Annotated in this window: 18 protein-coding genes and 1 riboswitch; of the genes, 10 read left to right on the top strand and 8 right to left on the bottom strand. The window is 49.0% G+C overall.

What is annotated here, in order from left to right; translation table 11 throughout:
- Positions 1–2,217 (bottom strand): MASE1 domain-containing protein, encoded by a 2,217-nt coding sequence (locus BWK47_RS06105; RefSeq protein ID WP_237269871.1) that lies wholly within the window; start codon positions 2,215–2,217, stop codon positions 1–3.
- Between the two features lie 251 nt (positions 2,218–2,468).
- Here BWK47_RS06105 and BWK47_RS06100 point away from each other — a divergent pair, with 251 nt between their 5' ends.
- From BWK47_RS06100 to BWK47_RS06090, 3 genes are all read left to right on the top strand, one after another.
- Positions 2,469–3,101: a response regulator gene (locus tag BWK47_RS06100; RefSeq protein ID WP_041425800.1), complete on the top strand. Its 633-nt coding sequence runs from the start codon at positions 2,469–2,471 to the stop codon at positions 3,099–3,101.
- Positions 3,102–3,150: 49 nt separating this feature from the next.
- Positions 3,151–3,435 (top strand): DUF427 domain-containing protein, encoded by a 285-nt coding sequence (locus BWK47_RS06095; RefSeq protein WP_162327967.1) that lies wholly within the window; start codon positions 3,151–3,153, stop codon positions 3,433–3,435.
- 123 nt (positions 3,436–3,558) lie between these two features.
- The gene (locus BWK47_RS06090) at positions 3,559–4,305 is read left to right on the top strand and encodes an SDR family NAD(P)-dependent oxidoreductase (protein ID WP_162327966.1); all 747 of its coding nucleotides are present in this window, start codon (positions 3,559–3,561) and stop codon (positions 4,303–4,305) included.
- A gap of 49 nt (positions 4,306–4,354) precedes the next feature.
- Here BWK47_RS06090 and BWK47_RS06085 read toward each other — a convergent pair whose 3' ends face one another.
- Genes BWK47_RS06085 through BWK47_RS06075 form a run of 3 tightly spaced genes read right to left on the bottom strand, consistent with a single transcriptional unit; the run spans position 4,355 to position 6,791 of the window.
- Entirely contained in the window at positions 4,355–4,912 is a 558-nt protein-coding gene (locus BWK47_RS06085; protein WP_162327965.1) for a hypothetical protein, read from the bottom strand.
- Between the two features lie 11 nt (positions 4,913–4,923).
- Positions 4,924–5,871: a DNA adenine methylase gene (locus BWK47_RS06080; protein WP_162327964.1), complete on the bottom strand. Its 948-nt coding sequence runs from the start codon at positions 5,869–5,871 to the stop codon at positions 4,924–4,926.
- 11 nt (positions 5,872–5,882) lie between these two features.
- Complete coding sequence (locus tag BWK47_RS06075) at positions 5,883–6,791, bottom strand: hypothetical protein (RefSeq protein WP_162327963.1); 909 nt, start codon at positions 6,789–6,791, stop codon at positions 5,883–5,885.
- A 159-nt stretch (positions 6,792–6,950) separates the two neighbouring features.
- On the opposite strand from BWK47_RS06075, the gene BWK47_RS06070 reads away from it, so the two are divergent.
- Entirely contained in the window at positions 6,951–7,829 is an 879-nt protein-coding gene (locus BWK47_RS06070; protein WP_162327962.1) for a Tab2/Atab2 family RNA-binding protein, read from the top strand.
- Positions 7,830–8,058: 229 nt separating this feature from the next.
- Here BWK47_RS06070 and BWK47_RS06065 read toward each other — a convergent pair whose 3' ends face one another.
- On the bottom strand, positions 8,059–9,264 hold the full coding sequence (locus BWK47_RS06065; RefSeq protein WP_162327961.1) for an aminotransferase class V-fold PLP-dependent enzyme: 1,206 nt from the start codon (positions 9,262–9,264) through the stop codon (positions 8,059–8,061).
- Positions 9,265–9,372: 108 nt separating this feature from the next.
- On the opposite strand from BWK47_RS06065, the gene BWK47_RS06060 reads away from it, so the two are divergent.
- Positions 9,373–10,926 carry an ArnT family glycosyltransferase gene (locus BWK47_RS06060; protein WP_204250475.1) on the top strand — a complete coding sequence of 518 codons (1,554 nt, stop codon included), beginning with the start codon at positions 9,373–9,375 and terminating at the stop codon, positions 10,924–10,926.
- Here the strand turns inward: BWK47_RS06060 and BWK47_RS06055 are convergent.
- Positions 10,923–11,924: a methylenetetrahydrofolate reductase gene (locus BWK47_RS06055; protein ID WP_443081626.1), complete on the bottom strand. Its 1,002-nt coding sequence runs from the start codon at positions 11,922–11,924 to the stop codon at positions 10,923–10,925. The two genes, BWK47_RS06060 and BWK47_RS06055, sit on opposite strands and share 4 nt — an antisense overlap.
- Positions 11,925–12,030: 106 nt before the next feature.
- Between BWK47_RS06055 and BWK47_RS06050 the strand changes: the two genes are divergently transcribed.
- The 3 genes from BWK47_RS06050 (at position 12,031) to gyrB (ending at position 16,001) form a co-directional block, all read left to right on the top strand.
- The gene (locus BWK47_RS06050) at positions 12,031–12,150 is read left to right on the top strand and encodes a photosystem II protein Y (RefSeq protein WP_010872352.1); all 120 of its coding nucleotides are present in this window, start codon (positions 12,031–12,033) and stop codon (positions 12,148–12,150) included.
- Between the two features lie 228 nt (positions 12,151–12,378).
- Positions 12,379–12,636, top strand: a complete 258-nt coding sequence (locus BWK47_RS06040) for a chlororespiratory reduction protein 7 (protein ID WP_162327959.1) — start codon at positions 12,379–12,381, stop codon at positions 12,634–12,636.
- 134 nt (positions 12,637–12,770) lie between these two features.
- Entirely contained in the window at positions 12,771–16,001 is a 3,231-nt protein-coding gene (gene gyrB / locus BWK47_RS06035) for a DNA topoisomerase (ATP-hydrolyzing) subunit B (RefSeq protein ID WP_336235050.1), read from the top strand.
- 93 nt (positions 16,002–16,094) lie between these two features.
- On the opposite strand, the gene ispG is transcribed toward gyrB, so the two are convergent.
- Both ispG and BWK47_RS06025 read right to left on the bottom strand, forming a co-directional pair.
- Entirely contained in the window at positions 16,095–17,306 is a 1,212-nt protein-coding gene (ispG, locus tag BWK47_RS06030) for a (E)-4-hydroxy-3-methylbut-2-enyl-diphosphate synthase (protein ID WP_162327957.1), read from the bottom strand.
- A 55-nt stretch (positions 17,307–17,361) separates the two neighbouring features.
- Positions 17,362–17,961 carry a HupE/UreJ family protein gene (locus BWK47_RS06025; RefSeq protein WP_162327956.1) on the bottom strand — a complete coding sequence of 200 codons (600 nt, stop codon included), beginning with the start codon at positions 17,959–17,961 and terminating at the stop codon, positions 17,362–17,364.
- 27 nt (positions 17,962–17,988) lie between these two features.
- Positions 17,989–18,131, bottom strand: a riboswitch (cobalamin riboswitch).
- 180 nt (positions 18,132–18,311) lie between these two features.
- Between BWK47_RS06025 and BWK47_RS06020 the strand changes: the two genes are divergently transcribed.
- Complete coding sequence (locus BWK47_RS06020; protein ID WP_237269869.1) at positions 18,312–19,598, top strand: M16 family metallopeptidase; 1,287 nt, start codon at positions 18,312–18,314, stop codon at positions 19,596–19,598.
- 8 nt (positions 19,599–19,606) lie between these two features.
- Positions 19,607–20,914, top strand: coding sequence for a M16 family metallopeptidase (locus BWK47_RS06015; protein WP_162327954.1), 1,308 nt, complete (start codon positions 19,607–19,609; stop codon positions 20,912–20,914).
- Positions 20,915–21,058 lie beyond the last annotated feature (144 nt).

The following is a 21,058-nucleotide window of genomic DNA, read 5'->3' as shown; positions in this document are numbered from 1 at the left end:
CTAAACAGTCAAGGGGAGGGTAAACCAAAAATGGGAACCATGCCCAGGGCTACTGGTAACGCCAATGTGGCCACCGTGGGCTTCAACAATTTGCCGGGACTGATAACAACCTAAACCAATGCCGGTTAGCCGTTGATTATGGCGGTTGCGCAAATAGAGCCGGAAAAGATGCTCACATTGGTCCTTGGCCATGCCTTTACCGTTGTCGCTGAGGGTAAAACGCACCATATTACCTTCGGGTTGGGCCGCCAGAGTGAGGGTAATACCAGGGGGATTGTGGTTGAGGGCGTTGCCCAAAAGGTTGTCGAATACCTGCTTGATGTAGTGGGGGTCTCCCTGGAGAGGAGACAGGGTCTCATCACATTTCAAGTTCAAAACTACCTGATGTTGTTCACAGGCCGATCGCCATTGGTGACAAATTTGTTGCAAAAAAGGCTGGAGCGGCAAGGCTTGGGGCGCAAGTTGGAGGGGACGGCATTCGGCGGTTTGTTCTTCACAGAGGGCATTGAGAAGGGTTAACTGGCGATCGCCACTGCGGATCAGGCTGTCTAGGAGATGGCGGGGCAGGGTCAATGCTTCCCCCTCTGTGGTTGATAAATTTTTTAGCACCATCAATAAACCCATCACCGAAGTACGCAAATCATGGGAAATGGCTTGGACAAAGAGAGCTTTCATCTGCTGGAGATCCTGGAGTTCCACCATTTTGTCCTCTAGCTGGGCGGTGCGTTCCCCCACTTGCTTTTCCAAATTGGTATTCAGCGTTTGCACCCGTTGGTAAAGCTGGGCCTGTTGAATGGCGATCGCCACTTGGGTGGCCAATTGTTCCAGTAAGCGCACCTCGGCCTTTTGCCAATGGCGGGGCTGTTGACAGTGATGGACCACAATCATACCCAACCTGCCGTCCACCGTAGCGAGGGGAATGGCCAGCAAGCTTTTCACCTGATAACGTAAAAAACTCCGCCGCAGTGGGTCTCCCTTGGGCAATTGGTCAGGATGATGGACCACCATTGCTTCGGTGGGAATGGTTTTAACGATCATTTCCTCGGGGTTTGGGGAAGCCGTAATCTGCGAGTTGAGAGAAGTTTTGTAAGCGGGACCACAGGATTCGGCCACCACTGCCAACGGACTATTCCCCTGCAAAAGAGCGATATAAACCCGGTCGGTCTGGAGCAAATGGCGTACCTCCGTCACCGTAGTTTGAAAAATGGTGCCCAAATGTAGCGATTGCCGCACCCGTAGGGCCACCTCCGCCAAAAGCCGTTCCCGTTCCCAACTGCCCCGCAATTGTTCTTCGGTGCGACGTCTTTCCCTCACCGCCACCGATAGCAATAGACTGGTAGTGCCTAAAACCAAAAAGAACATCTGCAGGAGAATCATTGCTCCGCTTTGGTCGGCACTTTGCACGCTAAAAGAGCCATTACCCCTCACCGTAGCGGCGATCGCCAGGAGAGCCAAACCTGAAGTGGAGAGGATTCCCCCCCAGATTGGAAAACGAATGCTGGCCCAAACCACAATGGGAAAGGGTAAATATTCCAACCACTGGGTATAGATAGCTCCCCGGTCCGCCAAGGGAATGAGGTCATCCCCAGCAAAAATTAGCCAGGCTAACATCAACAAAAGGCCAGCACAAACTAAGGCTTCCACCAATTGGAGTCGATCCATCCGGGCTGACCAGGGCCAACTCCAGCGGGCATATCTAAGCTTGAACAGCAGAGGAGCGGCCAGCAAAATTCCGGTGGCACTGCCCAACCAGGCCAAAGATCCTGTCCACCAAACACGACCATCCCCCTGCCAGAGAGATAGCAAAAGCGCGGCGATCGCCGTCAGAGTGGCCCCCAGCCCCCCCCCCGCCAGCAAAAAGACCATGCCATCTTGGAGTCGTTGACCCTGGGGAGAAAACTCCAGCATTTTTAGTCCCCGACCGGCCATCAGCACCACCGCCGTGCTAATCATCCCTAGGGCCAATGCCAGAGGTGGATCTCCCTGCACTACCATGGGGGCAATGGTTAAACCCAGAGCAAGGGCGATAATGTTCGTTCCCTGCCACCACAGCGCCAGCGCCATACCCTGCCCCAACCCCAAACTAAGCCATTGTTGTCCACGGCCCAACATTCCGTAGGCTAAGGCAGTGCATAGGCCCAGGGCGATCGCCAATGCCAAAGAAGGCAAAGCGGTGACCAGCCTCCGGCGTAAGGACTTGGGTAAGTAGATCAGCATCAATGGAAAGTCTGACAATGGGCGACGGGGCACACCGTTTTATTCTTAAAAGTGGTCGATATTCTTTCCCCCCCATGGGGATAATGCAACAGCGGGCGAACCCCCTTTTTGCATCGGCACCCTTACCGTGATAGTAATCACCGATGAAGTACAAAGAATTGCTAAGCACTGTAGATTACTATCTCAACTTTGCCTAAACTGGAATGGATTTTACTTCCCCCCATAGGGTGAAAATCGAGCCTTGCCTGCCTATGAAAATTTTGATCGTTGAAGATGATCCATTGATGCAATTAGGTTTGGAGCAAGCCTTGGGGGCCCATGAGCGCTTTGAAATTATTGGTCGAGTGGATAACGGCTATGGTGCTGTGCAACAGGCAGCGGTCCTCAACCCGGACCTGATCGTGATGGACATTGGCTTGCCGGGACTTGATGGCATTGAAGCCACCAAACAAATCAAGCAAACTTCCCCCCAGATCCACATTGTGGTGTTGACTTCCCACACTCTGCCCAACGAGATTATTGCCGCCCTATCCAGTGGGGCCGATGCTTACTGCGTTAAAGGAGCCACCCTAGAGCGTTTAATTTTGGCGATCGCCGCCGCCCAGGATGGAGCCACCTACCTAGACCCCCAAATTGCCCGGGTAGTGGTGGAAAACCTCAAGCCCCCCGTGCCGGAAGGCCAAGCCGACGTGTCCAGCCTTTCGGAACGGGAAATTGACGTGCTGAAATTAATTGTGGAAGGAAAAAGTAACCAAGAGATCGCCCAAACTTTATATCTCAGCACTAATACAATTAAAACCCATGTACGGGGCATCATGAATAAGCTGTCCGTTGATGACCGGGTGCAGGCCGCCGTCATAGCCTTACGTTCCGGTTTGGTTTGACTTCAGAAAGGGCTATAATCCAAGGCGTTTACTTTACCCGTCCTAAACCATGGCCAAAGCAATCTGGAATGGGGTCGTCCTCGCCGAGAGTGACCAGTGTGAAATGGTGGAGGGCAACTACTATTTTCCCCCCGACAGCATCCATCCCCAGTATTTCCAGCCCAGCAACACTCACACCGTTTGCGGTTGGAAAGGCACCGCCAGTTACTACACCGTAGTGGTGGATGGCCAGGAGAACCTCGATGCGGCTTGGTATTACCCCGATCCCAAACCCAGGGCGGAAAATATTAAGGGCTACATCGCTTTTTGGCGGGGTGTAAAGGTTGAAGCCTGAATTTTTTTGTAATTATGGGCAATGATTTAGACTACATCGCCATAAAATGGTAATTTTGTTTTATTGTATCTCCACCCGACTAAGTTTGTAATCGCCCAAGGCTCAGGAATTTAACTAACTACGATGGAATTAACTGGAAAAACAGCCCTGGTCACCGGGGGAGGCATAAGGGTTGGTCGGGCCCTAGTTATGGCCCTGGCGGAAGCCGGTTGTAACGTCTTTATTCATTACGGCAATTCCCAGACCGGAGCCCTAGAGGTTCAGCAAGAAGTGGAAGCATTGGGCAGAAAAGCTTTTACCTACTCCGCCGATTTGAGCGATGCCCAGGCCACCCAAGGAATTATTCCCAAAGCCCAGGAAGTCTTTGGCCAGGTCGATATTCTGATCAACAGTGCCTCGGTTTTTCCCCTAGGAGATAAATTCTTTCAAGTGGACCTCGACCTGTGGGAATGGATTTTTGCCGTTAATCTCCGAGCCCCCTTTCAGTTGTCCCAGGCCTTTGCCCAACAAGTATCCGGCGATCGCCAGGGAAAAATTATTAACATTAACGATGCCCGTATTCCCCGACCCAGGCCAGACCATTTTGTTTACCGCCTGACCAAACGGGGTTTGTGGGATATGACAGAAATTTTAGCTCTGGAATTGGCCCCCAATATCACCGTCAACGGCCTTGCCCTGGGGCAAATTTTGGAAGCACCGGAAGCGCCGGACCCGGAACAATTTATGCGGGATTATGCTGAGCGACGTATTCCTTTAAAAATGACCGGCAATCCCAAAGTAGTCACCGATGCGGCGTTATATTTACTACAACAGGATTTTCTGAGTGGCACCACCATTCGTTTAGATGGAGCGGAATATTTGAAGTTTTAGTCTAATAACTTTTATCAAAACACCTTACTAACAAAAACACCTAGTTGGACTAAGTTGCGCTGGGTAAGCCTAGCCATGCTAGTGGTAGCTCCTGGAATTTGTAATGACAATTTACGCTGTGTATGTAGTCCAACACATCTCTGTATTTCTCTTGTCTAAACCAGTCGTTAAGCACATAAACATATTCAACCTTAAGTCCTATTTGGCCGACTAATTTTAGATACTGCTTCCTTTTAAAATCGCAGGTTTGTAACTTTTCATCAACTGAGCCTTGGACCTGTTGAAATTTAACTTCAATTATGAACAATGTTTCTCTAACAATGACCAGTAAAGCATCATCAGGCAAAAGTTTCGCAGAGAGAAAATTTCGCCAATCAATACCATGTTCTTGCAATAAGTATTTGTAAAAATTATCTTTTTTAAACGAATTTGCTACTAATTTATCTTCAAAGTAAATTGCCGACCAAGGTTTGACCCTCCCCCCAGAGTCTATGGCATTTTTGATAGAATATCCTGGCATCCTTTCGATGAGAGAGCAAAAATCTACCTTTTTTTCAAAGCTTAAGCCTGTAGCAGTATTAGCTCCTCCAATTCCACCTTCTTTCATAAAAAATCTCCCTAATAATTCATAATTAGTAATTCATTGATTTTTCCCCTTTTAGAGGCTTTACTGTTAATCATGCGAGCGGCACTAACTCTTTCAATACGAAAATCTTTATATATTTTTTCAAAAAAACTATCATCTTCATCTACATTCTTCGGATCAGAATTGCTAAGCATTAAAGTAGCTTTCTTGTTGTTAAGTAAACGAAAGTACCCAGCTAATCTTGATTGTTCCCGATCATTAAAATCTCCCTGGGCATAGGAAGTAAAACTAGAAGTTTTATTTAGGGGACGATAGGGAGGGTCAAAGTAAGCAAAGGTGGCGGAATCAATGAAGTTATTACTTGCAGTAAAGTCGCCAAATCTAATTTGTGTTCTGGCAAGTAAGTTGGCTACTAATTTAAGATTTTCAGCATCACAAATCTTAGGATTTTTATAATCACCAAAGGGGACATTAAATTCTCCTTTTGAGTTGACTCGAAATAAACCATTAAAGCAAGTACGATTTAGAAATATAAGCAGACCAGTTTGTTTTATCCACAATTTACTAAACTTCTCTAAATTTATTTCGGTAACATTCTGGTTAAATTTTAGTCTTTGCTGATAGAATAAATCCTTTTGCTCATCTTTGTCGAGACAATAATATTTCTGCTGTAGCTGGCTTAAAAAATCGACTAAATCATCAACGTTTTGTTGAATAGTCTGATAAGCCAAAACTAACTGTTGATTGCAGTCGGAGATAAAGAATTCTTCTATCTGGGGATAATTTTGGGCAACATGAAAATACAAAGCCCCACCACCAATAAAAGGCTCCGCGTATTTAGTTAACTGGCCAGTGGTCATTTCCAGGGGAAAGAAATTAACCAATTGTTCAATTAACTTTCCCTTACCTCCAGCCCATTTTAGGAATGGTTTGGCGATCGCCTGCTGATTTTTGCTATTGCCTTTACTGGGCCGTGCCATTGTCGATTTTTTTATTGGGGAACAACGGCCAAGCGCTGGGTAACCAATACCATCCCTTCAGGGGTAACTAGTAGGGCAGACAGCCACTGGGGATCATTACCGGCGATCGCCCGTTTGAACAGTCCGCCGGCCTGCAACAGTTCCAATTTCACCTGGGAGGGGTCAATGTAATTATCGGGATTTATTTTTTGACTGAAGGCCGTGCCAGCTAGGAGGTCATCGCCAATGGGTTGACGCAGGATAACATCGAAATCAAATTGCTGGCCCGCCTGCACTTGCTGGGGTAAATTAACATCCACTTCCGGGGGATTATCCCCGGCGGTGAGGGTCATTTTTTCCGTCAACACTTCCTGGCGCACCAATTTATCTTGCACAAAGGTTTGGCGGGAAGTAATTTCCCCATTCAATTGGGCAGTGCGACCCAGCCAAGGGCGTTCCCCCTGAATGGTGGTCAAAGTTTCCACCACCACTGCTTGCCCATCCTGTTTCCAGTTTTTTAGTTCGGTGCTGTAGGTCAAATTGCCATAGGTTTCCCAAAGCTGTTGCAGAGTCGTTTCCATTTGGGCAAAGGTCAGACCGTCACTGTTGCTAAATTCAGGGCTGTAAATTTCCCCCAGGCGATCAGTATTGTGTTGGTTGGCCACCGCATCAAATTGTTCAATTAAAGCCCGCACTTGACGTTCAGTTACATTCCCCTGGGCAATGGTGGCGGCATTGAGGGGCAATGATCCCAACGCCATTAGACCGACCCCCCAACCAAAAGCCATTAACCAACGGGCTGGGAAGAAGCGATGAGAAGAACGGCTAAGGCGGGTAAATCCTTGGGGCTGGGAAATCATATTTTGGTCAAATTCTAGGGCGGTGGAAGATGGATGGCGGTGTGACCGGATTAGCCATGGAGAGGTTAGCGGAGATGGCACCGTGTTTCCAGGATATCTTAAGCCCAGGGGCTTTTGGCTGACAATGGCGATGGCCAGTTCTTTCTCTTGGCCAGGGCAGGATGATAACCCAAGGACAATTGCTTGATAGGATAGCGATTAGCCCTTTTGGGCTGGCTTTGACAAATATTTAATTGATATATGGGCGTTACCTGGGAATTGGATTTTTATTCACGGCCGTTGTTGGACGACGAGGAAAAAAAGGTGTGGGAAGTACTAATTTGTGAGTCTCCCCAATCCGTGCAGCAGTTACCAGGAGATTTGTTCCGCTACAGCCAATATTGTCCCAGTTCTACCGTTAATTCCGTTTGGCTCCGGCAGGCCATCGAAGCGGCGATCGCCGAGGCTGGTCAGATGCCTCAAAAGATCCGTTTTTTCCGGCGGCAGATGAATAACATGATCAGCAAAGCCTGTGAAGAAGCTGGTATTCCCCCGGCCCCCAGTCGTCGCACCTATGTACTGGAACAATGGTTAGGCGATCGCCTAGAAAATTTTTATCCCCAACAACCGGGCTACGACCCCAAGTTAGCTTCCTCCACATCCGTACAATATCCAGAACTTAATGCCATTGCCTTACCCGATGCAGTCCGGGGAGATCGGGGGGACCAGTGGGCCTTGGTGAGTTTGGCCGCCGCTGATTTTAATGATTTACCGGATTGGGAGATTAGCTTTGGGGAAAGTTTTCCCCTCTCCCCGTACAATCTTTCCCCCGACAGTCGCATTCCTGGTTTGATTCTCTTTTCCCCCAGGGCTTTACCCTTTGCCGCTTGGTTATCGGGGTTGGAATTGGGCTATTTGCAATACAACACTGACCCCCGCCCGATTATGCGGTTGGAAACTGGAGCCAGTGATAGTTGGATTGTGGCCAACGTCACCGATAAAACCAGTGAACAGGAAGCTCAGGGCTTTGAACAGACAAAAAAATTGGCCCAGGGCATTCACTTTTTAGCCATCCAAACCAGCCCTGACAGTGAAACCTTTGCTGGTTTTTGGTTATTGCAGGAAACTGGACAAGTTTAGGGCCTTTCCCAAAAGCGTTCCTAATCTGCAAGTTTCGGTAAAAGTTCGCCATTATTGCCAGAATTTTGGTGGGACGATTTGGGAGGAGAATCAAAAGGATCTTAGAGCCTGTTTTAACAGCCCCCCTAGCCCCCCAAATTTGGGAGGAAACTGAATGAAAGTCCCCCAGTATTGCCGGAGCTTTAGTGGAGCGATTTAGGGGGCGGAATAAAACTTTCCAAACATGCCCTTAGGGCGTAAATTCAGCCAATTTACTTAATAAATGCTCAATTTCCTCTTCATTGGTGATGTAATGGCAACAGGCCCGAATGCAGTCGGGGTCAGCGATGGTGCGGAGATAGATGCGTTGTTCCTCCAGTTTCTGCACGATCGCCCGGTGGCCTAGGGGAGAATCGATGGTGAAGGATACCAAACCTGCTTGGGGAGGCGATGTGGCTAAACAATGGACATGGGGCAACTGGTTTAAACCCTGCCACAACAGTTCACTGCGTTGACAAATTGCTTGGTAACGTTCCTCGGCGGTGCCCTGCCGTTGGTGCAACTGGAGAGCGGCCAACAGACCAGCATATTGGGGATAGGCGGAGGTGGCCACTTCAAATCTTTTGCCCCCTTCTGCCCAGCCAGTGGGTTCCCCTTTACTGCCATAGGTGATACTACGCCAGCCCACATAGGTCGGGTTAATTTCCCCCAGGCGTGCGGCATTCGCCGTGCCTTTGGCATCGCAATGGATATACAATCCCCCCACTCCAGCGGGGCCAGCAAACCATTTATGCCCTGTAAAAGCGTAATAATCCACTTCTAGCCGGGAAAAATCCAAGGGTAAGGAACCGGCAGACTGCGCCCCATCCACTAGCACCCGCACTGGATAATCCCCTTGATGGCGACGACAAACGGCCATAATTTCTCCTAGGGGCAATACCTGGCCAGTATTCCAGAGTAAATGGCTGAGGATAACTAAACGGGTTTTCGGCCCCAAATGATTAACCAATACTGCGGCCGCATCCCCCTGGTTTAATGTGTCCGCCACCGGGAAAAAACGGTACGTGACCCCAAACCGAGCGGCGATCGCCTGGACGATGGCAATAATGCCGGGATGTTCGCAGTCGGTGAGCAAAATTTCATCGCCCTTCTGCCAATTTATGCCCCAAAGCACAATGTCACAGCCCGTGGTGACGTTATCGGTAATGGTGATGGTGTTAGGGTCAACGTTAAAGGTTTCCCCCAGGGCTTGGCGCAGTCGGGTAATTAATTGCTGAATGTATTGGTTGGCGGCAATGGAAAAAGGGCCATTTTCCTGCAAATAGCCATACATGGCCGTAATGGCTTCCAAGGCTACGGTGGGTAAAATCCCCTGGCCGCCAAAATTAAAATAGGTCTTATTCGCTAGGCCGGGAAATTGCTGGCGATCGGGTATCAGGTTCACAGGGTCAGCCATTAGTGGGGAAACATCAACAAAATACCTTAACAAAAACCTAAACTTCCCCCAAGAACATGGGAAAATGCCCCCCAAGTCCAACAGTTACCATGTCCCCAGATTCCGCCCTTGAACTTTCCTGCCCTCAATGATGATCGCAAATATTTACTGCTGCTTACCGGAGCGGCCCTGATTCTGGCGATCGCCGGTTTGGGCAATGTACCCCTGCGGGATTTTGACGAAGGTTATTACGCTACTACAGCTCAGGATACTTTCCTCAGAGGAGATTGGCGTTTTCCCACCTATTTAGGACAACCTTTTTTATCCAAACCTCCCCTCATTGCCTGGTTGGTGATGGGCAGTTACCATCTGTTGGGTATCAGTGAATTTAGCTCCCGTTTACCGTTGGCCCTGGGGTCAGCCCTAGCGGTGCCATTGTTATATTTGCTAGGTAAGGAAATTTTTTCTGCCCCGAAAGCGGCCCTATGGAGCAGTTCGATACTGCTAACCCTGCTTCCCACCGCCCGTCTGGGTCGTTTAACCATGTTGGACGGGGTAATCAATACCTGTTTGGTTTGGTCATTACTTTGCTTACTGCGGGGGCGCAAAAATCCCCATTGGTTGGGGGGCATAGGTATCGGTTTGGGGTTAATTGCTTTAGCCAAGGGTTTACTGGTGCTGGCCCTGGGATTGTTGTTGGGCATTGCAATTTTCTGGCTGGGGGAAGGGCGAATTTTTCAACGCTGGCAATTCTGGTTGGGGCTATTGATCGGTTTTGCCCCAGTGCTGTGGTGGTACCAACTCCAATTTGTTCAGTACGGGGAAACCTTTTGGCAAATTCATTTTGAGTTTCATAGTTTTGAGCGGGTTACCCAGGAATTAGAGGGCAATACGGGGCCCCCTTGGTATTACCTGTTGGAAATTGCCAAATACACTGCCCCCTGGCTATTTTTCCTCATTCCCGCTGCGGTAATGACTGTTCAACGGTTGCGGGAAGATTGGGCTAAGGTTGCCATCACCTTTGGCTTTGGCTTTTTGCTGATTATTTCCGTTATGGGCACTAAATTGCCCTGGTATGTACTCCCCTGTTATCCCTTTTTTGTTCTGATGGGGGGATATTATTTAGCAGATTTAGAAGGTCGCCCACGTTATCCCCGGCTAATTGGTTACCTCCTTGCTCTCACCGCTGGGGTGGGTCTGGCGGGAGGATTGTACGCTGGTTTCATTGAGCAAAAACCAGTGATCATTATCATGGGGCTAGTGCTATTTATTGGTGTGGGTTGGAGTGCCAAACAATATTTGCAATCTTCCCCCAAATTTGCCAAAACCCTAGTGATGGGGCTGTATGTAACCCTTTTATTTCTTTTTTCCAGTCCCCTCTGGAATTGGGAAGTGAACGAAGCTTTTGCGGTCAAACCCGTGGGGCAGTTAATTAAACAAAGCACTCCGGTTAATACCTTGGTTTACACTTCCTTTGCCTACAGTCGTCCCAGTTTGGATTTCTATGGCGATCGCCAGGTGATTGCGGTGGACGATGACCAGTTATGCACCAAGGCTAAGGAAGGAAATTATTTATTGCTCGACCAAAATGCCCAAGGCAGACTAGCTTTAGCCAATTTACAAAAGCGGGGACAGGCGGGGGAATTCACCCTATTTTTTAGTCCTACCGTTGGTAAACCTTAATTTTCCAGAGGGGCAATGCCGGCCTGGTCGAGGATTTCGGGAATTAATTCTTCTTTTTTAATCGCCATCAAATGCACTCCCTGGCATAGCTCTTTGGCCAGTTTTACCTGTTCGGCGGCGATCGCCACCCCTTCTTTTAAAGGGTCTTCGGCCCGGGCCAGGCGATCGATCAGCGCATCGGGAATATTTACCCCCGGCACCACCCGCTTGATAAAAGTCGCATTTTTAGCCGATTTGAACAGAAATATACCCGCCAAAATTGGTTTGCCACAGCCCACAGCCACCTGGGTCATAAATTTATCCAGGCGATCGAAATCCGTAATTAATTGACTTTGGAAAAATTGTGCCCCTGCCGTTAGTTTCCTTTCAAAACGACTTTGCAGACCAGACCAACTTTTTGACTGGGGGTCCACCGCCGCCCCAGGAAATAAATCTAGCTTTCCATCCACCAAAGGAGCTTGGTTAAAATCTAACCCCTGGTTGAGGGAGCGGATTAAACTTAAAAGCCTGACAGACTCTAAATCGTAGACAGGTCTGGCCTTGGCATGGTCCCCTGCTTTGAGCGGATCGCCGGTTAAAGCTAAAACATTACGTAAACCGAGAGCATAGGCCCCCATCAGATCCGCCTGCAAACCAATCAAATTGCGATCGCGGCAAGTCATCTGACAAATGGATTCAATCCCCCGCTGTTGCAGTAACACACAGGCCGCAATGGAAGACATACGCAACACCGCTCGACTGCCATCGGTGACGTTAACCCCATGGACCCGACCCCGCAACTTTGCCGCCACCGACAACATCCGCTCGGGATTACCGCCCTTGGGAGGGGTAACTTCTGCGGTGATCAAAAATTCCTTCGCTTCGGCCGCCTGACGAAACCGACTAATGGTCATTACATCCAATGGGGACAACGGTGGTTTGAGTTGGGAGCGGTAGCGGTGACTGCCTCTCTGACAGGAGATCTTAACAGAGTTTTTCCTGTTTGCCGGCTTGGTCATTGCCCAGACCTATGGCCCGGTTTCCATTCCCAAGGGGTCGGGATTAGGATATAAGATTAAGAGTGTTCGGAAAATTTATATTCTTTTAACAAAACGAGGTACAGCAATGGATTGGCGTGTAATTGTAGTTGTTAGCCCCCTTCTGATCGCCGCAACTTGGGCTGCTATCAATATTGGGGCCGCCGCGATCCGGCAATTGCAGGATGTTTTAGGTCGAGAAGCCTAGCCCATAACTCCCCAGGCGATCGCCGATAAGTCGATAAAGTATTGTGCAATGGCCCTTCCTGGCCCTGGGCTAGGGGGGTTACTCTTTTGGGCTTCGCTTGGTTGCCGTGGGGTCTTTCCACCACAGAAATTTCTGGGTCGATGCTCGATCAAAAGGCCCGGAAGAACCTTTAATCGATTGACCAACTAATGCCGGTCTCCATCTCAACAACATTTTTCAGCAATTGCCATGGTCGATCCACTGATGTACCAAGAAGAAATGTTTGTATTCTTGGCGGACCAGGAACCAGAAACATTTCTAACTCCAGCGGAAATGAGTGCTAAGTTGGCGGAGATTTTGGCTAATTACGATCTTCCTCTTCCCCAGGGAGTCAATAAATTGCCCACTTTGGCGGCGAAAGCAGAATATTTACGGGACAATTACTGCGACCTAGACCGGGGGGATGGCGGTGCTTGGCAATGGTATGTGGTGCGCCTGGAAAAATAGCTTGATCGATCCCATCTCTAAATCAGTTCCCATTCCTCGATATTAAAGCCTTTAACCCTTTTGTGTTAAGATTTTGAGGGCTTTTGTCATCCCGTCGCAAAGATGCCTAAGCTCAGCCTGATTTTGGAGTGACCATGACGACCACGAACTACGGTGCCGATCAAATTCAAGTTTTGGAAGGGTTGGAACCAGTCCGTAAGCGCCCAGGGATGTATATCGGCTCCACGGGGCCCAAGGGTCTGCATCACCTAGTTTATGAAGTGGTTGACAATGCCATTGATGAAGCTCTGGCTGGCTATTGTACCCACATTGAAATTGACATTAATGCCGACGGTTCCGTCACCGTAGTGGACAATGGCCGGGGGATTCCCACCGATATTCACCCCACCACCGGGCGATCGGCCTTGGAAACAGTGTTGACGGTACTCCATGCCGGGGGCAAGTTTGGGGGCGGTGGCTATAAGGTATCCGGTGGTTTGCACGGGGTAGGGGTTTCCGTTGTTAACGCCCTGTCCGAATGGGTGGAAGTGAAGGTTTGGCGCCAGGGGAAGGAACACTTCCAGCGGTTTGAGCGGGGCAATCCCATTGGCACGCTAGAAGCTATCCCAAACGAAGGGCACTCCACAGGAACCCAGGTTTCTTTTTTGCCAGACACCCAGATTTTTAAGGATGGCATCGAGTTTGACTACCATACCCTGGCCAGTCGTCTTAAGGAGTTGGCCTACCTCAACGCTGGGGTTCGCATTACCTTTGGCGATCGCCGGGCGGATTCCCTCAAAGAAGAGCAGTTTTATTATGAAGGGGGCATTAGGGAATATGTCACCTATATGACCACGGACAAAACCCCGCTCCACGAGGAAATTATTTACACTTCCGGGGAAAAAAATGACGTCCAGGTGGAGGTGGCCCTCCAGTGGTGTGTGGATGCGTATAGTGATACTCTCTTGGGATTTGCCAACAATATCCGCACTATTGATGGTGGCACCCATTTAGAAGGTCTAAAAGCGGTTTTAACCCGTACTCTCAACTCCGTTGCCCGTAAGCGCAATAAGTTAAAAGATGGCGACAGTAATTTAGGAGGAGAAAATATTCGTGAGGGCCTGACCGGCGTTATTTCCGTTAAAGTACCGGACCCAGAATTTGAAGGACAAACCAAAACTAAATTGGGCAACACGGAAGTCCGGGGCATTGTGGATACCTTGGTGGGGGAAGCTCTAACGGAATTTTTAGAATTTAATCCTGGGGTTGCCGATGCCATCATTGAAAAAGCAGTGCAGGCTTTTAAAGCAGCGGAAGCAGCCCGTCGAGCCAGGGAATTAGTACGCCGTAAATCAGTTTTAGAATCTTCAACTTTACCGGGTAAATTGGCAGACTGTAGCTCCAAAGATCCCTCGGAATCGGAAATTTTCATCGTGGAAGGAGACTCTGCCGGCGGCTGTTTTTCTGGAGATACATTAGTCGCTTTAACTGATGGTCGTAGCGTTAGCTTTGAGCAATTGGTTGAAGAAGAAAAACAAGGAAAACAAAACTTTTGTTATACTATCCGCCATGATGGTTCCATAGGGGTTGAAAAAATCATCAATGCCCGCAAAACAAAAACTAATGCGAAGGTAATCAAGGTTACGTTGGACAATGGTGAGTCTATTATTTGCACCCCGGATCATAAATTCATGTTGCGGGATGGGAGCTACAAATGTGCGATGGATTTAACTCTCGATGATTCGTTAATGCCGTTACACCGAAAAATTTCGACTACGGAAGATTCTGGCATTACAATTGATGGCTATGAAATGGTTTGGAGTCCCCGTTCTGATAGCTGGCTATTTACCCATTTAGTTGCAGATTGGTATAACCGTTGGCAGGGAATTTATATTGCAGAAGAAAAACAACATTGCCATCACAAAGACTTTAATAAGCGGAATAATAATCCCGATAATTTAATTCGCTTATCCCCTGAAAAACATTTAGCGCTTCACCGTAAGCACATTAGTAAAACATTACATCGCCCTGATGTGGTAGAGAAATGTCGTCAAATTCACCAAAGTCCTGAGTTTCGACGGAAAATGAGCGCAAGGATGCAATCACCGGAAACACGGGCAATTTTGTCCAAACAGGCCCAAGCCCAATGGCAAAATGAAACCTATAAATTAACAATGATGGAAAGTTGGCGTAGTTTCTACGACAGTAATGAGGATTATCGTCAGCAAAATGCAGAACAGCTAAATCGTGCTCAACAGGAATATTGGGCGCAGGCGGAGAATCGTACTGCTCAAGCAGAAAGGGTACGTCAACATTTCGCACAAAATCCTGGATTACGACAACAATATTCAGAGAATGCGGTTAAACAATGGAATAATCACGAATTGTTGAAATGGCGACAGAAAAAAACAAAGGAACAATGGACTCCTGAATTTCGAGAAAAACGTCGAGAAGCTCTGGCCCAAGCCTATTACCGCAAAACTCTAGCGGCACTAAAACAAGTTGAGATCGAAAATGGTTATTTAGACATATCTGCTTACGATAGCTATCGAATTTCGACTAAAGATAAATCCTTGTTACGTTTTGATCGATTCTGTGAACGGTATTTCGAGAATGATGAGAACCTCGCAAGGGAAGCAGTATTAAATTACAATCACAGAATTGTAAATATTGAAGCTGTGTCAGAAACAATCGATGTTTATGATATTGAGGTTCCACACACCCATAATTTTGCTTTGGCAAGCGGAGTGTTTGTCCATAACAGCGCAAAACAAGGTCGAGACCGTCGTTTCCAAGCAATTTTGCCTTTACGGGGCAAGATTTTAAATATTGAAAAAACTGACGATGCCAAGATTTATAAAAATACTGAAATTCAAGCCTTAATTACAGCATTAGGTCTGGGCATTAAAGGTGATGATTTTGACATATCTTCCCTCCGCTATCACAGAGTAGTAATTATGACCGATGCTGATGTAGATGGGGCGCACATACGTACTCTTTTGCTGACTTTCTTCTACCGTTATCAGCGGGATTTGGTGGACCAAGGTTACATTTACATTGCCTGTCCGCCGTTGTACAAACTGGAGCGGGGTAAGAACCATTTCTATTGTTATTCTGACCTGGAATTGCAGGAGCAAATCAGTCAGTTTCCCCCCAACGCTAATTACACTATCCAGCGTTTTAAAGGTTTAGGGGAAATGATGCCCCAACAACTCTGGGATACCACGATGAATCCTGAAAGCCGCACCATGAAACGTGTCCACATTGAAGATGCCGCTGAAGCCGATCGCATTTTTACGGTACTTATGGGCGATCGGGTGGCTCCCCGGCGGGAATTCATCGAAACCTACGGCACCAAGTTGGATCTGACTGATTTGGATATCTAGCCTTTTTTGAAAATTGGCGGACAGCAATAAAAAAGCAAGGCCACTAACACCGACCTTGCTTAGTTCTTTATTTGGAAAGTTTTGAGGAATGAACTAGGGATCAACCCAACGGCCATCGGCCTTGATCAGGTTAATTAATTCCTGTACCCCGTCCGCTTCGGGAACCCGTTTAATTTCTTCCCGACCACGGTAGAGAGCAATGTAACCGGCTTGTTTACCCACATAGCCATAGTCGGCATCAGCCATTTCCCCGGGGCCATTGACAATACAGCCCATGACGGCGATGTCTAAACCCGTTAGATGTTTAGTAGCTTCTCGGACTTCATGTAACACGTCTTCCAAGTTGAACAACGTGCGGCCACAGGAAGGACAGGCCACATATTCCACCATGGTTTTCCGCAAACCCAGCGCCTGGAGAATGCTGTAGCAAACGGGAATTTCTTTTTCGGGGGCTTCGGTGAGGGATACCCGGATAGTATCGCCAATGCCATCAGCTAAAAGGGTGGCAATGCCAGCGGTGGATTTAATGCGGCCATATTCCCCATCCCCGGCTTCGGTAACCCCTAGATGGAGGGGATAATCCATGCCCAACTCGTCCATACGTTTCACCATGAGGCGATAGGCGGCCAACATTACCGGCACCCGGGACGCTTTCATGGAAACGACTAGGTTCCGGAAATCTAAGGACTCACAAATTTTGATGAATTCCAGGGCCGATTGCACCATGCCCTCGGGGGTATCCCCGTAGGTAAAAAGCATTCTTTCGGAGAGAGAACCATGGTTAACGCCGATCCGCATCGATTTACCCTGATCCCGTAGGGAAATTACCAATGGTTCCAGGGTTTCACGAATTTTTTCGCCAATTTCAGCAAATTCCTGGTCGCTGTAGCCTTCCCGTTGGGCATCGGGCTTTTCAAAAACGTATAGCCCTGGGTTAATCCTGACTTTATCGACGTGTTTGGCTACTTCCAGAGCAATTTTCATGCCGTTGTGATGTACGTCTGCCACCAGGGGCACGGCTTGGTAAGTAGCTTGTAATTTCTGCTTGATATCCGCTAGGGCTTTGGCGTGGGCCATGCTGGGCACCGTTACCCGGACAATTTCACAACCAATTTCGTGGAGGCGACGAATGCCAGCGACGGAACCATCCACATCGAGGGTGTCTTCATTAATCATGGATTGCACCACCACAGGATGGCCACCGCCAACGGTGACAGAGCCCACTGGTACGGGGCGGGTTTTGCGGCGATGGATAGTAGTGTCGAACTCGGGCTGGACAGGGGTCGGCAGAGAAGCGGTTACCATGGGAAGGTTTAGTTTTTAATCAAAAACTGTAGGCAACCTATTATCCCATAAGCAATTACCCCAACAAGGCACCGGAGGTGAAGGCTAGTCCTACTCCTGCTAGCAGAAAGCCAATAAATCTTAGGTTGAGCAAGGTTTGTTGGCTTTCGTACCAGCCCTTAGCTAAGGTATAGGCTCCCATGGCGATCGCCAGTTGAATGAGGGAAAAACCGAGCAGATAGGCGGCAACGGGATTCATTTGCGCTCCCACAACGGCTTCTCCGTAGGCGTAACCATGGAATACACCGGCCACAGCGGCTAACCCTATTACTAGGGGAGATGACAGAGGACGACCCAGGGCCAGGAAGATGCCGAATAAAAGTACGGAACCAGCGATGACCAATTCTGGCTGGGGCAGATTAGCCCCAATTAAATGCAAACCCGTGCCGGCGATCGCCGTGACGATGAAAATCAGGGGCATTAGCCAACCGTGGCGCAACCCAGCGGCAATGAGGCCAATGGCGATGACAAAGGCAAGGTGGTCTAGGCCGATGACGGGGTGCCCTAGGCCGGAAAGAAAACCTTCCAGGAAATTACCGGGAGTATTGCCCCCAAAGGGATGGTGGGCTAGGAGCCGGGGGGAAGCAAGTAAATTGGATAAACCTGTAACATTCATAATCTGTACCTCGCAGATTTGCCTAAAAGCATGGGTTAATGGTTGGCGGGCATCCTGACTTAGGGCGCTCAGGCCCATCACAGTTGCGGGACAGTATTGGCTTTGCACCAGCTTTTCCCCGTTACCTCCACTGGCTGTTACCCAATGGAACCAACTGAACTCAGTCCCCAACCCTAGCATGGATTTTCCTCCCTTTTTCCACAGGGGCCTGTGCAGGTAGCTTTTGCTGTAGGGGGACGAAAAATTTCACTCCTGGCAACCTTGTCACGAAAGATGGACAAAATGATGGGGGGTTAACCGACGGTTAAGACGGCGATCGCCTAGGATAGAAGGCATAGACCCCAATGGATATGAGCCTTGTGTCTGTGCAACTGTGTCCGACTAAACCGGATTTTCCGGCCAAAATTTTCACCTTTGACCAGGGGTTAACCCTGATCCACCAAGACGTGCCCACGGTTCCCGTGGCGGTGGTAGATGTGTGGGTGCGGGCTGGGGCGATCGCCGAACCGGATGCTTGGCCGGGGGTGGCCCATCTGCTGGAACACATGATTTTTAAGGGCACCAAACGGGTGCCACCGGGGGCGTTTGACCAGGTAATTGAATACAACGGGGGCATGGCCAATGCCGCCACCAGCCATGATTATGCCCATTTTTACCTCACCACAGCAGCGGATTATTTGCCCAGAACTTTGCCTTACTTAGCAGAAATCCTTTTGCAGGCAGAAGTCCCCGAAGAATGTCTTTTTTACGAGCGGGAAGTAGTGCTAGAGGAAATCCGGGGCAGTGAAGATGACCCTGATTGGTTGGGATTTCAAGCCCTTTGTCAGTTACTCCATCCCCAGCATGCCTATGGCCGCTCCGTATTGGGGGATGCGCCGTTGGTGCAAAATTACACTGCCAACCAGTTGCGTTGCTTCCACCGTACCCATTACCAGCCAGAAAATATGACCGTGGTGATGGTGGGGGATATCCGGGAAAAGGCGGCAATCGCCTATATGGAAGAAATTTTTGACCATTTTGGTGTGCGGTCCGAATGCCCTCCTACCACCAGACTGCCCAATCATCCTATCCAAACCATTAAACGGGAAACCCTGCGGATACCGGAACTGGGTCCCAGTCGTTTAACCATGGGTTGGAATGGCCCCGGCATTGACCGCCTCCAAGATAATATTGGTTTAGATTTACTGGCTGTGGTGCTGGCAGGGAGCCATTGTGCCCGGTTAGTGCAACGCCTGCGGGAAGAATTGGGGCTAGTGTTTGACATCCAGAGTTGTTTTTCCCTGCAAAAAGAAGCCAGTCTGTTCACAATCAATGCCTACCTAACTTCAGCCCAAGCGGAAAGGGTAGAAGCGGAAATTTGCGCCGCCATTCAAACTTTGCAAACTACTCCCATCAGCACAGCAGAGCTGGCCCGGGCCCAACGGCTACTCTGTAATGACTTTATTTTTTCCACCGAAACCCCGGCCCAACTGGCGGGTCTGTACGGTTACTATCAAACCTTGGCCACCGCTGAGTTGGCGATCGCTTATCCCCAGATTGTCAGACAATATCGGCCCGAGGCCCTACAAACCCTAGCCCAGCGCTACCTATCCACCGGTGCCTATGCCCTGGTACTTCTAGAAGCAGCCGAATCCTAGCCCTATCTATGCGTAATCATCAGTCCATCCATCGTCTTGTTCTCGATAACGGCATTACCCTCATCTGTGCAGAAAATCCAGCGGCGGATCTGGTGGCGGGGCGGATTTTTTTAAAGCAAGCAGGGGCTTGTTGGGACTCTCCCCAAAAAGTGGGGCTTTCCAATCTCATGGCCACAGTGATCACCAAGGGCACTAAACGGCGATCGGCCTTGGACATTGCCGAATTTGTCGAATCCTTAGGGGCTAATTTAGGGGCAGATGCGGCCAGCGATTACTGGGCTTTGAGTTTAAAGACCGTCACCGCCGATTTTCCTGTCATCCTCGATTTAGCGGCAGAAATTCTGCGTTACCCCAGGTTTGACGTGGGGGAAATTGAACTAGAAAAACGTTTGATTATCCAGGCAATTCAGTCCCAGCGGGAACAACCCTTTAACGTGGCCTTCCACCAACTGCGCCAATCTATGTATCCCAACCACCCCTATGGTTATTCCATTTTGGGTAGCGAAGAGGTGGTGCCCCACTTTACCGCCCAGGATCTGTGGGAATATCACCAGGCCTATTTTCGCCCCGATAATTTGGTGATCAGCTTGGCGGGACGGCTTACCCTAGCCCAGGCTGAGGATTGGGTGGAAAACAGTTTTGGTGACTGGGTTATCCCCGAACAATCCATTGTTTGCCCAATTCTTACTCCCTTGAATCCCTCTCCAAAGGAACAGCTCACTCCCCAGGCGACCCAGCAGTCGGTGGTGCTTTTGGGTTATTTAGGAGTCGGAGTTAAACACGAAGATTATGCGCCTTTGAAATTGCTCAGTACTTACCTTGGTAATGGTCTTTCTAGTCGTTTATTTGTGGAATTAAGGGAAAAACGGGGTTTAGCCTACGATGTGTCGGCTTTTTATCCCACCCGTTTAGGTTCTTCCCAATTTGTCACCTACATGGGCACCGCTCCGGAAAATACGGCGATCGCCATTGCGGGATTAAGGGCAGAAACGGACCGATTATGTGAAGAAAGATTGGAGGAAGGGGAAATTAAAGCGGCGCAAAATAAACTATTGGGTCAGTATGCCTTGGGTAAACAAACCAATGGGGAAATCGCCCATTTATTTGGCTGGTACGAAACCTTGGGCTTGGGTATAGCCTTTGACAGTGAATTCCAGGAACAGGTGCAGAAGGTAACGGAGGTCGATGCCCAACGGGTGGCCCAAACCTATTTAGCCGAACCCTATCTCTCCGTGGTGGGGCCAGAGGAAGGTTTGGCGAAATATTTTGACCTAGTGGCGGAAGGACAAAGCCAAGTGTCTTCTGCTTTGGTGTAATGCCCAATCAAGCGGCAAAAAATCTTAAATTGAGCCGAAATATCCCGGCTTTATCCCTGGGGGGGTTTTGGTTAGTTGGCGGTGATCCCCCTCAAAGCTAAAATGGTGCGACATCGATGCCAGGGGCGTTCCCTTTTGGCCCCC

The organism is Synechocystis sp. CACIAM 05 (genome assembly GCF_010222815.1).
GTDB lineage: Bacteria > Cyanobacteriota > Cyanobacteriia > Cyanobacteriales > Microcystaceae > Synechocystis.
This window is presented reverse-complemented; position numbering and strand designations above follow the sequence as displayed.